This window comes from Neorhizobium sp. NPDC001467 (genome assembly GCF_050275975.1).
Classification (GTDB): domain Bacteria; phylum Pseudomonadota; class Alphaproteobacteria; order Rhizobiales; family Rhizobiaceae; genus Neorhizobium.
Genome location: NZ_JBNNPS010000006.1, coordinates 221,943 through 235,676 on the forward strand (window position 1 = coordinate 221,943; position 13,734 = coordinate 235,676).

General features: G+C 63.3%; 10 protein-coding genes and 2 pseudogenes. 8 read left to right on the forward strand and 4 right to left on the reverse strand.

Annotated elements, in window-relative coordinates:
- Window positions 1-53 precede the first annotated feature (53 nt).
- The 8 genes and pseudogenes from nusA to ACQKKX_RS14560 all read left to right on the forward strand — a co-directional run bounded on the left by nusA (window position 54) and on the right by ACQKKX_RS14560 (window position 9,320).
- A complete protein-coding gene (nusA, locus tag ACQKKX_RS14525; RefSeq protein WP_427571526.1) occupies window positions 54-1,664 on the forward strand; it encodes a transcription termination factor NusA in 1,611 nt (536 codons plus the stop codon).
- Window positions 1,661-2,350 (forward strand): RNA-binding protein, encoded by a 690-nt coding sequence (locus ACQKKX_RS14530; RefSeq protein WP_427571528.1) that lies wholly within the window; start codon window positions 1,661-1,663, stop codon window positions 2,348-2,350. Before nusA ends, ACQKKX_RS14530 begins: the two co-directional genes overlap by 4 nt.
- Before the next feature lie 101 nt (window positions 2,351-2,451).
- Window positions 2,452-2,632: pseudogene (locus tag ACQKKX_RS14535) on the forward strand (translation initiation factor IF-2 associated domain-containing protein); the annotation flags it as partial.
- Between the two features lie 155 nt (window positions 2,633-2,787).
- Window positions 2,788-5,148 (forward strand): annotated as a pseudogene (gene infB, locus ACQKKX_RS14540) (translation initiation factor IF-2); the annotation flags it as partial.
- Between the two features lie 337 nt (window positions 5,149-5,485).
- The gene (gene exbB, locus ACQKKX_RS14545; RefSeq protein ID WP_427571530.1) at window positions 5,486-6,757 is read left to right on the forward strand and encodes a tonB-system energizer ExbB; all 1,272 of its coding nucleotides are present in this window, start codon (window positions 5,486-5,488) and stop codon (window positions 6,755-6,757) included.
- A gap of 4 nt (window positions 6,758-6,761) precedes the next feature.
- Window positions 6,762-7,268 carry a TonB system transport protein ExbD gene (gene exbD / locus ACQKKX_RS14550; protein WP_427571532.1) on the forward strand — a complete coding sequence of 169 codons (507 nt, stop codon included), beginning with the start codon at window positions 6,762-6,764 and terminating at the stop codon, window positions 7,266-7,268.
- Window positions 7,265-8,233, forward strand: a complete 969-nt coding sequence (locus tag ACQKKX_RS14555; protein ID WP_427571534.1) for an energy transducer TonB — start codon at window positions 7,265-7,267, stop codon at window positions 8,231-8,233. The genes exbD and ACQKKX_RS14555 overlap by 4 nt, the downstream gene beginning before the upstream one ends.
- Window positions 8,234-8,327: 94 nt before the next feature.
- A complete protein-coding gene (locus ACQKKX_RS14560) occupies window positions 8,328-9,320 on the forward strand; it encodes an Ldh family oxidoreductase (protein ID WP_427571536.1) in 993 nt (330 codons plus the stop codon).
- A 21-nt stretch (window positions 9,321-9,341) separates the two neighbouring features.
- Here the strand turns inward: ACQKKX_RS14560 and ACQKKX_RS14565 are convergent, their stop codons facing one another.
- From ACQKKX_RS14565 to ACQKKX_RS14580, 4 genes are all read right to left on the reverse strand, one after another.
- Window positions 9,342-10,691: an FtsX-like permease family protein gene (locus ACQKKX_RS14565; RefSeq protein WP_427571538.1), complete on the reverse strand. Its 1,350-nt coding sequence runs from the start codon at window positions 10,689-10,691 to the stop codon at window positions 9,342-9,344.
- Window positions 10,688-11,377 (reverse strand): ABC transporter ATP-binding protein, encoded by a 690-nt coding sequence (locus tag ACQKKX_RS14570; protein WP_427571540.1) that lies wholly within the window; start codon window positions 11,375-11,377, stop codon window positions 10,688-10,690. The genes ACQKKX_RS14565 and ACQKKX_RS14570 overlap by 4 nt, the downstream gene beginning before the upstream one ends.
- Before the next feature lie 3 nt (window positions 11,378-11,380).
- Complete coding sequence (locus tag ACQKKX_RS14575; RefSeq protein WP_427571613.1) at window positions 11,381-11,812, reverse strand: hypothetical protein; 432 nt, start codon at window positions 11,810-11,812, stop codon at window positions 11,381-11,383.
- A gap of 165 nt (window positions 11,813-11,977) precedes the next feature.
- Window positions 11,978-13,732, reverse strand: coding sequence for an alkaline phosphatase (locus ACQKKX_RS14580; RefSeq protein WP_427571541.1), 1,755 nt, complete (start codon window positions 13,730-13,732; stop codon window positions 11,978-11,980).
- Window positions 13,733-13,734 lie beyond the last annotated feature (2 nt).

Below are 13,734 nucleotides of genomic sequence, written 5' to 3' on the forward strand. Positions count from 1 at the left end.
GAAACCCTGCCCTTTTAGGCAGACAGCATTTCGACCTACGGAGACCAACGACTATGGCAGTGAGTGCGAACCGGCTTGAACTTCTGCAGATCGCAGATGCAGTTGCGCGCGAAAAGGTCATCGACCGCGAAATCGTTCTGGCCGCCATGGCCGACGCGATCCAGAAGGCCGCACGTTCGCGCTACGGCTCTGAGACCAACATTCGCGCCGACATCAACTCGAAGACCGGCGAAATCCGCCTGCAGCGTCTTCTCGAAGTGGTCGAGGTTGCCGAAGACTACGGCACGCAGATCCCGCTGGAACTGGCACGCGACCGCAATGTCGACGCCAAGCTCGGTGACTTCATCGCCGACCCGCTGCCGCCGATGGACTTTGGCCGCATCGCCGCACAGTCGGCCAAGCAGGTCATCGTGCAGAAGGTGCGCGAAGCCGAGCGTGACCGCCAGTTCGACGAGTTCAAGGACCGTATGGGCGAAATCGTCAACGGCACCGTCAAGCGCGTCGAATACGGCAATGTCATCGTCGATCTCGGCCGCGGCGAAGGCATCATCCGTCGCGACGAGATGATCCCACGCGAAAACATGCGTTACGGCGACCGCGTTCGCGCCTACGTTTACGACGTGCGTCGCGAACAGCGCGGCCCCCAGATCTTCCTGTCGCGTACGCATCCGCAGTTCATGGTCAAGCTTTTCACCATGGAAGTGCCGGAAATCTACGACGGCATCATCCAGATCAAGTCGGTTGCCCGTGATCCGGGTTCCCGCGCCAAGATTGCCGTTATCTCGAACGATAGCTCGATCGATCCGGTCGGCGCCTGCGTCGGTATGCGTGGTTCGCGCGTTCAGGCCGTCGTCGGCGAACTTCAGGGCGAAAAGATCGACATCATTCCGTGGTCTCAGGATCCGGCCTCCTTCATCGTCAACGCCCTGCAGCCGGCTGAAGTCGCCAAGGTCGTTCTCGACGAAGATGCGGAACGCATCGAAGTGGTGGTTCCGGACGAGCAGCTGTCGCTGGCCATCGGCCGCCGCGGCCAGAACGTCCGCCTCGCATCGCAGCTGACCGGCTGGGATATCGACATCATGACGGAAGCCGAAGAGTCGGAACGCCGTCAGAAGGAATTCAACGAACGCACCAACCTGTTCATGGAAGCCTTGGACGTCGACGAAATGGTCGGCCAAGTGCTGGCTTCGGAAGGTTTTGCCGCCGTCGAGGAACTGGCTTACGTCGAACTCGACGAAATCGCCTCGATCGACGGTTTCGACGAAGACACCGCCAACGAAATCCAGACGCGCGCCAAGGAATTCCTGGAGCGTATCGAAGCCGAAAACGACGCAAAGCGCGTGGCGCTCGGCGTTGCCGACGAGCTGAAGCAGATTGATGGCCTCAACGCCCAGATGCTGGTGGCACTCGGCGAAGAAGGCATCAAGACGGTCGAGGATTTTGCCGGCTGCGCAGCCGATGATCTCGTCGGCTGGTCGGAGCGCAAGGACGGTGAAACCAAAAAGTTCGAAGGCACGTTCTCCAAGTTCGACGTGTCGCGCGTCGAGGCGGAAAACATGATCGTGCAGGCCCGTTTGCTGGCCGGCTGGATCACCGAAGCGGATCTGGCTGCCGAGCAGGAAGCCGAGGTTTCGGAGGAGGCGGAAGCCGCTGGACAGGAATGATTGCCGAGGCTTCTGCCAACGGTGATCACGAGGATCAGGGCGCGGACGAGGTTTTCAACGACCGCACCTGTATCGTGACACGCGAGGCCGGATCGCCGGAAACGCTGATCCGCTTCGTGGCCGGCCCCGACGGGACGGTGGTTCCCGACCTGAAACGCCAGTTGCCCGGTCGCGGCTGCTGGGTGAAGGCGGAACGGGCTCTGGTCGAAAAGGCCGTGGCCCGCAAGATCTTTGCACGCGCCCTCAGAACAGAGGTGCGTGCGGAGCCGGAACTGCCGGCACTGGTCGATCAGCTTCTGGTCGCCCAGGTGGCCGGGATGATGAACATGGCCCGCAAGGCAGGCCAGTTCGTGACCGGCGCGACGAAAGTGGATGCCGCCGTTCGTTCGGGCGAGGCTCTGGCCGTGTTTCACGCGACCGATGCCGCCGCGGATGGCGTGCGCAAGATCGACCAGGCCCGCAAGGCCTGGCGGCTCGGTAACGACCTGGAAGAGGAGATCCCTTCCTTCGCGTTGTTTACCGCGGCCGAAATGGACGACCTGATGGGCCAGAATGCTTTTATCCATGCCGTGGCGCTTGCAGGCCAGGCGGGTGAAGGTGTAGTGAAACGCGCAACCATGCTCGAAACGTACCGTCGTGGCGGTCCTTCCGGAGCAAATGGCGGCGCTGGCCGGTCAGAAACATGACACGGTTACCGGCAAAGGCCGGCTGCCGCATTGAACGACGTGTATTGAAACACAGGCTCTGATGTTCCTCATCCGGTCCTGTGCGAAGGAACAGGAACGGAATGACCGACAACAAAGACGACAAGACAATCGGCATGAAGAAGACCCTCACCTTGAAGCCTTCAGGGATGAGCCAGGGAACCGTGCGCCAGGACATGGGGCGCGGCCGTACGAAGTCGGTCGTCGTCGAAACGGTGAAACGCCGCCCGACCCGCCCGCAGGACGAAAAGCCGATCACCCCGATCACGACGCCGGCGGCACCGCGTGCGGAAACCCATGCGACGACGCCTGCTGCCAATGCGGCGGCAGCGCCGCGCCCGGCAGCCCCTGCCCCGCAGCAAAACCAGACGCGCGTGCACCAGCAGACGCAGGCGCATCGCCCGGCCCCCACGCCGGTTCGCCAGCCCGAGCGCCCGCGTGGCGCCGTGCTGCACGACCTGTCGGCCAGCGAAATGGATGCCCGTCGTCGCGCCCTTGTCGAGGCGCAGGCGCGTGAAGTCATCGAAGCGCAAAAGCGCGCCGAGGACGAGGCTCGTCGCAAGGTCGAGGAAGAACAGCGCCGCATCGAGGCCGAGGCTGAAGCCGCGCGCATTGCCGCCATGCCGAAGCCCGAGCCGGTGGAAGAGCCGGTCGTGGAAGCTGCCGCTGAACCGGCGACCGCGCCGGCCGCTACGCGCTCCCAGGAAAACCGCCCGCAGGTTTCGCGTCCCGCAGCACCCGGCAGCGCTCCGGCAATGCCGGGCCGCCGCAATGCCGGCGAAGACGACGATCATCGCGGCCCGGCCCGTGGCGGTCCGAACCGCGGCAAGGCGCCGGTTGCCATTCCGGCAAAGGCGCCAGCACGTCCGAAGGCAGATGAAGGTCGCCGCCAGGGCAAGCTGACGATCACCGCAGCCAGCACGGACGACGACGGCAACGCTCGTGGCCGTTCGATGGCCGCCATGCGCCGCCGTCAGGAGAAGTTCCGCCGCAGCCAGGTTCAGGAAACCCGCGAAAAGGTCATCCGCGAAGTCATCCTGCCGGAAACGATCACCATTCAGGAACTGTCGCAGCGCATGTCCGAACGCGCCGTCGACGTCATCAAGTACCTGATGAAGGAAGGTCAGATGATGAAGCCGGGCGACGTCATCGACGCCGACCTGGCAGAACTCATCGCAAGCGAGTTCGGCCACACCGTCAAGCGCGTCTCGGAATCTGACGTTGAAGAGGGCATTTTCGACAAGGCCGATGTTGCCGGCGAAATGGTCTCGCGTCCTCCGGTGGTCACCATCATGGGTCACGTCGACCACGGCAAGACCTCGCTGCTCGACGCCATCCGTCAGGCAAACGTAGTCTCCGGCGAAGCCGGTGGTATTACCCAGCATATCGGTGCCTATCAGGTCGAACAGAACGGCCAGAAGATCACCTTCATCGACACCCCCGGCCACGCCGCCTTCACGGCCATGCGTGCCCGCGGTGCGCAGGCGACGGACATCGCGATCCTGGTGGTTGCAGCCGACGACAGCGTGATGCCGCAGACGATCGAGTCCATCAACCATGCCAAGGCAGCCGGTGTTCCGATCATTGTGGCAATCAACAAGATCGACAAGCACGAAGCCAAGCCGGACAAGGTCCGCCAGCAGCTTCTGCAGCACGAAGTCTTCGTTGAATCGCTGGGCGGTGAAGTGCTCGATGTCGAAGTGTCGGCCAAGAACCGCACCAACCTCGACAAGCTGCTCGAAGCCGTGCTTCTGCAGGCCGAAATTCTCGACCTCAAGGCGGATCCGAGCCGTACTGCCGAAGGTACGGTCATCGAAGCCCAGCTCGACCGTGGCCGCGGTGCGGTTGCCACCGTGCTCGTCCAGAAGGGTACGCTGAAGCCGGGCCAGATCATCGTCGCCGGCGACCAGTGGGGCCGCGTCCGCGCCCTCGTCACCGACAAGGGTGATCACGTCAAGGAAGCAGGGCCTGCCATGCCGGTCGAGATCCTCGGCCTTTCGGGTACGCCCGCTGCCGGTGACCGCTTCGCCGTCGTCGAAAACGAAAGCCGTGCTCGCGAGATTTCCGAATATCGCCAGCGTCTGGCACGCGACAAGGCGGTCGCCCGCCAGTCCGGTCAGCGCGGTTCGCTCGAACAGATGATGAGCAAGCTGCAAAACACCGGCTTCAAGGAATTCCCGCTGGTCATCAAGGGTGACGTGCAGGGTTCGGTCGAAGCGATCATCGCATCGCTCGACAAGCTTGGCACCGACGAAGTACGTGCGCGCATCGTCCACTCGGGCGCCGGCGCCATCACGGAATCGGACATTTCGTTGGCCGAAGCATCGGACGCCGCCATCATCGGCTTCAACGTCCGCGCCAATGCCCAGGCCCGCTCCGTTGCCGACCGCAACGGCATCGACATCCGCTACTACAACATCATCTACGATCTGGTGGATGACGTGAAGGCTGCGATGTCTGGCCTGCTTTCGCCGGAACGCCGCGAAACCTTCCTCGGCAATGCCGAGATCCTGGAAGTCTTCAACATCACCAAGGTCGGCAAGGTTGCCGGTTGCCGTGTCGTCGAAGGCAAGGTCGAGCGTGGTGCAGGCGTCCGTCTGGTTCGCGATAACGTCGTCATCCACGAAGGCAAGCTCAAGACGCTCAAGCGCTTCAAGGACGAAGTGTCGGAAGTGCCGATGGGTCAGGAATGCGGTATGGCCTTCGAGAACTACGAAGACATTCGCGCCGGAGACACGATCGAGTGCTTCCGCGTGGAACACATTACCCGCACGCTCTGAGCGTGGCGGAAACACGATGAGAAAGCCGTCCGTGATTTTTCACGGGCGGCTTTTTGGTGTCTGTCGTAGGCGCGCGGGCATCCAGCCGGCACTGCCATCCGTCGCATGGCCCCGTTCTAACGGGCTTCGGACACCGCTGGCGAACAAGCGCATTTTACCGTAGCGCAACAATTTATTGTTGCCAAATGTAGTCAAGTTTACTATCGGGTAACCGAACGGTACGAGCGTCGCCTGCGGCATGTTCGCTGACGGATCGAATGCGACGACGCATTCTCCCGGGCATGGCACACGATGGGATGCATCGTGCAAGCCTGTTTCGAGTCCGGAGTGTTTCTGAATGTCCATCGCCGAAAACCGATTTTCGACCAGCCGTGGCCGCGGCGTGCACCTAATGTCCTGCACGGCGCTGATCGCCATGACGCTGATGACGGCATCGGCCAATGCGCAAACACCCCAGACCGATACGTCAACGACGTCGGCTCCGCAGCAGGGCACAGCTTCCGGCACGGCGGCACCGGCCACGCCCCCGCCTACTGACGCCGCCCAGCCAACCCCGGCCACGCCGAGTGCTCCGACCGGTCGCCTGCCGCAGGCAGTCACGCAGCCGTCAGAAGCCGCGCAGGGACAGTCCCCGGCCCCCGCAAACCCAACGCCACAGGCGCCGGCAGCACCGACGGATCAGGCCGCCCCGACCCAGCCGCAGACATCTGCGCCAGCACAGGCCGGGAACGACGCCGTCCCGGCGGCAACGCCTGCGCCCGCAGCCAGCCAGCAGCCAGCGCAGGACCTGAATGCCCAGCCAAGTGCAAATGCGCAGCCAGCACAACCTGGGGCCGAACCGCCGGTTACCGAACTGGCGCCAACCGATGATGCACCGCGCGCTGACCTGCCGCACGATCTTTCCCCCTGGGGCATGTTCATGCAGGCCGACTGGGTGGTCAAAGGCGTCATGATCGGGCTCGCCATTGCTTCGCTCCTGACCTGGACGGTATGGTTTGCAAAGACGCTTGAACTGGCAGGTGCGCGGGCGCGCGCCGGGCGAACGATCAAGGCGATCCGCAACGCCCGTACGCTCGCCGAAGCCGTAAACGCGACCGAAGGTCGTGGTGGTCCAGCCGCTGCCATGCTGCGCGCCGCCGCCGAGGAAATGGAAGTGTCCGAAGCTGCGATCGAACATGCCGATGGCGACGGCGTGAAGGAGCGCGTCTCGTCCGTCCTCAGCCGGATCGAGGCTTTTGCCGGACGCCGCATGGCCCGCGGCACCGGCATCCTGGCGACAATCGGTTCCGTCGGTCCGTTCGTCGGACTATTCGGCACCGTTTGGGGCATCATGAATTCCTTCATCGGCATTTCCGAATCCAACACCACCAATCTTGCCGTCGTGGCTCCCGGTATCGCCGAAGCGCTGTTGGCGACTGCAATCGGTCTCGTGGCGGCCATTCCGGCCGTGGTGATCTACAACCTGTTCGCGCGCTCCGTTACCGGTTACCGCCAGCTTTTGGCCGATGCCGCTGCCGGCGTCGAGCGCCTTGTCAGCCGTGACCTCGATTTCCGCAAGATCCCGCCAGGCGGTCGCGCCAAGCCGGTTTCGCTGGTGGCCGGGGAGTAAGATCATGGCTGGCGGCATCCGCGAACACCACGGCGAGGAAATGGCCGAGAACCACGAGATCAACGTGACGCCGTTCATCGACGTGATGCTGGTCCTGCTGATCATTTTCATGGTGGCCGCGCCTCTTGCCACCGTCGACGTTAATGTTGATCTGCCCGCCTCCACGGCCAAGCCGGCCGAGCGTCCTGACGAACCGATGTATCTGACGGTCAAGGAAGATCTGAGCCTTAACCTCGGCAACGACGTCGTCTCCCGCGAGGAACTGGGCAACACGCTGGACCGTCTGACCGGCAACAAGCGCGATACGCGGATTTTCCTGCGAGCCGACAAGATGGTCGATTACGGTCATTTCATGGAAGTGATGAACCTGCTGCGCGATGCGGGCTACCTCAAGATCGCGCTTGTCGGTCTCGAAAGCCTGCCCGCCCCGATCCCTTCGCAGGGCAGTGCGGCTTCCAACCCGGTTCCCGCGGCGTCCGGACCCGCCCCCGCCGGAGGTGCCGCCCCGTGAATTCGGCAATCTTCAATCCGACGCCGTCCGGGCGGCTGGGAGAGGCGGCCCTGTGGGGAACGGCTGGCCTGGTTGTGCTCGCCCTGCATATCGGGGCCGGCTTCTATCTGATGCGCTCGCCGGATGTTGCCGCGGGCGAGAACGCGCCGCCGCCGGCCATCATGATCGAACTGGCACCGGAGCCCGAAGCAGCCATTCCGGAAGAAACGCAGATCTCCGAACAGGTGGAGGATGCACCGGAAGTCGAAAGCGAGGTCGCGGAACCTGAGGAACCGCTCCCGGAGCCGCCGCAGGAGGTGACGCCGCCTGAACCGACGCCACCGGAGCCGGTGATCGAGGAACCGCCACCTGAGCCGGAACCCGCACCCGAACCGGTGCAGGAGGTAACCGAGAGCGTGCCCGAGCCCCTACCGGAACTGCCGCCGGAACCCCAAGTCGACCCGGTCGTGCAGGAACAGATGGCGGCGCTCGACAATGTCGAAGTACCGCTGCCGGTCATGCGTCCTCCCGAACCCGTTGTGAAGAAGCCGGAAGAGCCGGTGAAGAAGAAGGTGGCCGAAAAGCCGCGCCCGAAAAAGCAGGTACAGGCTTCCAAGGCGAGCGAGAAGGCCAAGATCGAAGCCAGCCCATCTGACCGCACGGCAGCGCAGCAGACCTCGAACAGCACCGCAAGTGCGCCGTCGATCTCGCCGCAACGCTGGCAAGGCCGGCTCGCCGCTCATCTGGAGCGCAGAAAGAAATATCCTGCGGCCGCCCGTGCGCGCCGCGAGGAGGGCACGGCCTCCGTGCGGTTCCAGATCGACAACAGCGGCAATGTCCTGTCCGTCTCCTTGTCGCGCTCGTCCGGTTCGCAGGCGCTTGACCAGGAAGTCCTGGCCTTGCTCAAGCGGGCCTCGCCGGTGCCCGCCCCCCCCGTCGGCGTTAACAAGACGATCACGGTGCCGATCCGCTTCACCATGCGCTGAAATTGCCGCCGCTGCCCCTCGACGGTGTCAGGGCGGCGGTAGCGTTTCCCACCGCTCCTTGATAGGTCTTGCTGCATCGCGAAAGGTGCAGGTCATGAACATATCACTGGCGCAAGCCGAACAGCTCGTTTCTTCCGTCTTCGTTCAAAACGGCATGGAAGCCTCCAGCGGGCTTTCGGTCGCCCGCGCGCTTGTTCAGGCCGAAGCGGCCGGACAAGGCGGCCATGGCCTGCGGCGTGTTCCGGCTTACGTGAAACAGGTCCGCAGCGGCAAGGTGGACGGTCGCGCCCGACCGCTGACAGACCGTCCCAGGCCGGCAGTCCTGACCATCGATGCAGCGCATGGCTTTGCCTATCCGGCCCTCGACCTCGCCGTGCAAATGTTGCCGGAAATTGTGCGCGAACAGGGGATCGCCCTTGCTGCGGTCCATCGTTCTCATCATGCCGGCGTAATGGCGCTGACGGTGGAGCGGTTCGCCGAACAGGGCCTGGTGGCGATGATGTTTGCCAATGCGCCAGCGGCCATGGCACCTTGGGGCGGCCGGACACCGCTCTACGGCACCAACCCGATCGCCTTCGCGGTGCCCGTGGCGGGAAGCGAACCACTGGTCATCGACCTTGCACTTTCCAAAGTGGCGCGTGGCAAGGTGATGGCGGCGCACCAGAAGAACGCGCGTATTCCCGAGGACTGGGCCTTCGATACGGACGGCCGCCCGACCACAGATGCGGCAGCGGCCTTGAAGGGCACGATGGCGCCAAGCGGCGGCGCAAAAGGTGCGGCTTTAGCCCTGATGGTCGAAGTTCTGGCCGCCGGACTGACAGGAGCCAATTTTTCCTATCAGGCAAGTTCACTCTTCGACGAACACGGCCCCTCCCCGGCGCTCGGTCAGATGATCATCGCCATCGATCCGAATGCTGCCAGCGGTGGCGGCACGACCGAACGGATGGCGGCGCTTGCCGCGGAGATGGCGCGTGACGAGGGTGTGCGGCTTCCGGGCCGCCGTGGGCGCGGCTTGCGGCAGGCAGCGCTGGAAACCGGCCTGACGATCGAGGATGACGTGATGGCATCGATTGCGGCTCTCGGTTGACCCAAAAGAAAGGTGGTCGGCTCAGGCCCTGAGCGCCTGCGCCGGCGACTGGCGATAGGCGAGCAGGGCCGGTACGGCCGCTAACACGGCAGAAAGCGCGAAAAGAATTGCCGCAAGCCGCCCATCTTCCCGGGAAAAACCCACTGGCAGGATGACACCGCTTTTCGCAGTAAACATCTGCGCGCCGATATGGGCTGCACCCAATCCCAGCAGAAAGCCGAGGCCGATACCGATGGCGACCAGCAGGAAAAGCTCGAGCCAGACAATCAGGAAGACGGCGCTGCGCGGTGCGCCGAAGGCACGCAGGGCGCCGATCTGGCGGCGGCGCTGACCCACGTGAATGACGGTAACCAGGACGAGGGCCGCGGCGACCAGACCCTGCGACCCGGCGGCAACAGCGCTGAGGACGGTCTTGGCATCACCGAGCGTGGCATAGAGACTGGTGAGAACTTCGCCCGGAAACACGCCGATCGTCGATCCCGAGCGATATTCCTGACGCAGCCGATAGGCATCGGCGATCGTCCTGGGCTTGACCAGTATGGCCGGCAGGCCTGGCGTGGCCGGACCGAAAATCTCGACGATGGGCGCATCGGCTTCGATGCTGCCGTGACGGTCTTCCTCAACATGTTTCGAGGAGGCCGCACCTAGCGCGAAAGCGTATTTGTGGTCCTGTTGCTGCGCAGCCGGCCGAGCGGCAGGCTGGGCTGACTCCTCTGCATTATTTGCGTCACGATCCGCCTGTGCGTGACCTTCATCGCCGTGGCCGTGGCCAAGGTTGTGAACATGCCAGACGGCCTGGATCGGCACCAGAATAGCGCGATCCCAAGGCGTGCCGGTCGGTCTTAGCTTGCCGACTACCTTGTAGGCAGCGCCCGCATGGGTATGCCCCCCGGTTTCGGCCGTGCCGTGCATGGGCTTGATTTGCGCACCGACGGTGAGATCAACCGCTGCACCAAGCACGGCCTCGCCTTCCAGCGCAAAGATCTTGCCTTCGGAAAAACCCGCCGTCGTTCCACTGATCAGGCTCGTGGTCGTGCCAATGATCGGATAGCCGCCAAAGGAATCACCGAAACCGACCGGTGCCGCCCAGGATACGCGCGGATCGGCTGCCAGCTTCGTCAATACGGACCCCTCTACCAGCGGCAGCGGGGCGGCCTGCAGGAAGATGGAAGAGAGCACCAATTGGGTCTCGCTGCCGGCCGCGCCGACCACCAGATCGAACTTGTCTGCCGCGCGCGCACTGCCCAGACGAAGCGAGCGCTCCTGCAGGGTAACCGCAACGCCCAGAGCCGTCGCAAGCGCAACCAGAAGGACGACGACGGCGCCCCCCAGCCAGAGACGCCGCAGGTCGGCAAGAATGAAGCGGATCATGCCGCAATCCCCGTGGTGGATACGTCCCCGACGATCCGACCGCTGTTTAATGAGAGACGGCGTCCGAGACGGTCGACGAGCCGCTGGTCATGGCTGGCGACGATGAGCGTTGAACCGGCATCGGCGGCGACGGAAAGAAGCAGGTCGCCGACAGCTTCGCCGCTTTCAAGATCAAGACTGGCTGTCGGTTCATCGGCAACGATGACGCCGGGCTTGCGCAAAAGCGCGCGGGCAATGGCCACGCGCTGCATTTCACCACGCGACATGGTCTCGATATGTTGCTCGTGGCGCTTCAGGCCGACCGTTTCGAACAGCGTGCGGGCGCGCGCGACGAGGGTGGCATCGGCGACGCGCGCCAGGCGCGCCGGGAGGAGGATGTTCTCCAGCGCCGAGAGGCCGGGAAAGAGATGAAAATCCTGCATGACGAGGCCGATATTTGCCGCCCGCCAGCGATCCCGCTTCCCTTCGGACAGATCTGCAAGATTCTGATCGCCCCACTGAACGCGCCCTTTGAGGATGCGTTCAAGGCCGGAAATGATGTTGATCAGCGTGCTCTTGCCCGAGCCGGAACCGCCTGTCAGCGCAACGTGGCTGCCCGCGGCGATTTCCAGGTCTTTGATCTCAAGAACCGGTGCTGCCAGACCCGGAAAGGTGACGGCGAGATTTTCGATTTTCAGCGGCAACATGTTTCAAACCGTGGCGTATTCGGCCTGGCGGATGCGCAGGAGGCTGACGAACCCCGTCTCCGGGTCCGTCCACGAGCCCATCTCCAGCTTGCCGCGCACTTCGATCGTCTGGCTGGGCTGGGTGAAGGTCTGCTTTTCGCCGAGATAGACGACGACGATATTGTCCGGCCAGTCGCTGTCGGTGGAGCAGAAGGGGCAGATTGACATCGGGATTTCGGTGAGCACGAAAAACTGAGCCTCAGCCTTTAGCGGAGGCGCCATGAAGCCGCGCATGGCGATTTGCCTGCCGTTCAGCTGTCTGACCTTTTCGGAAAACTCCAGTCCCAGCACGCTGATCTTCCCATAGAGCTCGTCAAACGTGATGTCACTGTCGGCGGCCTGCGTGCGGGTGCCGGTGGCCAACAGAGGCAGACCGGCGATGAGGCCCAAAGTCATGGTCTGAAGGGCCTGGCGGCGATTGAAACGCGCCTGATCCGGCTTGCTCATGACCATTCTCCTTTCTGGAACTGTCTCCGGCATCGTGATCCCAACGCATGGACGATGCAAGAGCGGCAAGAACAAGGGCACGCCACGAAAGCGTGCCCTTGCTCATGTCAGGTCCTAGTTGGTCTGCTTTGCGCCGAGAGCGAAAGCTTCTGCCAGACCCTTGTAGACGTCGCTCTGCTCCATGTAGCCACGGAAGCCTTCGGCGCCGGGGCCCTCTGCCTGCAGAACGATGTCGTCAACAGCATGAACGCCGCTGTCCGCGCTCTTCGGGATGATGCCGGTGACGAGAACTGCACCGGGAACGTCCTTGTACTGCTCGTTGGCGACGTATTCCTTCCTTTCGTTCTGGATAGCCGGCGCGAACGGGCCGTCCAACTTCGGGCGGAAGGTTTCGTAATGGTCCGGGCCGTTATTGGCGTTGAGGAACAGGCGACGCGAAACGTCGACCTTGTCCGGGTAGCCGTCGCCGTTCTTGTCCTCGTAATTTGGGAAGCCGGCCTCGGCGTAGGTGCCGACCTTTTCGCGCATGTCGGTGCCCGGCTTATCGTCATCGACGGTGCCGATAATGGAAACGCCATGGGTATGGTCGCCGGTCACGACGATCAGCGTATCGGGGTTCTTGGCCGCAAATTCCTGGGCGACACCGACTGCCTTGTCGAATTCGATCGTGTCGACGACGGCGCGATCCCAGTCGAGCGGGTGGGACATCTTGTCGACGTTCGCCGCTTCAACCATGAGGAAGAAACCCTCCGGGTTCTTCGACAGGGTGTCGAGAGCAGCCTGGGTCATTTCGACGAGACCCGGCTGTTCCGGGAATTTTCCGACGGTGCCCTTCTTGAGGAACTCGCGGTCGAGCGTGGTGTCCATGTTGCCGGTGTGGAACAGACCTAGGATCTTGCCGTCGTTTGCGCCGGCGGCCGTTGCCAGTTCGTCCTTGCTGGTTGCCAGTGTGTAACCGGCTTCCTTGAACATGGCGATATAGTCCTTGTCGTCCTTGCGCTTCGAGCCGGCAGTGGCCTGCGGCAGGAAGTAGGCCGAACCGCCGCCCAGCACGACTTCCGGCTTGACGTCGAACAGCATGCCATTGATCTCGGCCTTGTCGCCACGCTTGCGGGTGTGGGCGACGATGGCTGCCGGGGTGGCGTCCTGCAGTTCGGCCGTCGAGATGATGCCGATCGACTTCTTCGTCTGGCGACGCAGGGCTTCGGCGATGTTTTCGACCTTCGGGTCGTCCATCGAGGACGGGGTACGGTCGGCATAGACGCCGATGGCGTTCACGGCGGTCTTGTGACCGGTCATGTAGGCCGACATGGTATTGGCGCTATCGGTTGCGACGGCGTCGGTGGCCGAGGTGCCGATGAAGGCGACCGGCGGCACATCATCCATGTGGAGGCGGCCATTGGCCTTGCCCTCGGTCATGCCCTTGGACATGATGCGGGCAGCGGTGCGGTGGGCGACAGAAAGACCGTCGGCGATCAGGAAGATGACGTTTTTGGCCTTGGCCTGGGCAGGCGTACCATAGACGTTCCAGGTGACGTTCTTGGTTTCCGAACCGGCAGAAACCTCGACCTTGTAGTCACCGGCATTGGCGATGGTAACGCCGCGCAGGATGACGGCCGAACCGAGGACCTTGTCCTTGTTCTTTTCTTCGGCCACGAACTCGACTTCCTTGCCGAGAGCGGCCTTGTAGTCCTGGCCGTTGACGGTGATTTTCACGTCTTCCGGCTTCACGACGGCATCAAACTCGACTTTGAAGTCGAAAGGCGAGCCGGACAGGATCGTAGCACGATCAAGCGGGAAGATTTCGGCGGCCTGGGCGGCGCCGGCAAGAACGGTCGTAGCGACCAGGGCGGCAAGAATTTTGCGCATGG

Excerpts from the sequence above, each read along its gene's own strand:
- ACQKKX_RS14570 (WP_427571540.1), bottom strand. The coding sequence starts at position 11,377 with ATGTTGCCGCTGAAAATCGAAAATCTCGCCGTCACCTTTCCGGGTCTG.
- ACQKKX_RS14580 (WP_427571541.1), bottom strand. The coding sequence starts at position 13,732 with ATGCGCAAAATTCTTGCCGCCCTGGTCGCTACGACCGTTCTTGCCGGC.
- ACQKKX_RS14560 (WP_427571536.1), top strand. The coding sequence starts at position 8,328 with ATGAACATATCACTGGCGCAAGCCGAACAGCTCGTTTCTTCCGTCTTC.
- ACQKKX_RS14565 (WP_427571538.1), bottom strand. The coding sequence starts at position 10,691 with ATGATCCGCTTCATTCTTGCCGACCTGCGGCGTCTCTGGCTGGGGGGC.
- ACQKKX_RS14575 (WP_427571613.1), bottom strand. The coding sequence starts at position 11,812 with ATGACTTTGGGCCTCATCGCCGGTCTGCCTCTGTTGGCCACCGGCACC.
- exbD (WP_427571532.1), top strand. The coding sequence starts at position 6,762 with ATGGCTGGCGGCATCCGCGAACACCACGGCGAGGAAATGGCCGAGAAC.
- nusA (WP_427571526.1), top strand. The coding sequence starts at position 54 with ATGGCAGTGAGTGCGAACCGGCTTGAACTTCTGCAGATCGCAGATGCA.
- ACQKKX_RS14530 (WP_427571528.1), top strand. The coding sequence starts at position 1,661 with ATGATTGCCGAGGCTTCTGCCAACGGTGATCACGAGGATCAGGGCGCG.
- exbB (WP_427571530.1), top strand. The coding sequence starts at position 5,486 with ATGTCCATCGCCGAAAACCGATTTTCGACCAGCCGTGGCCGCGGCGTG.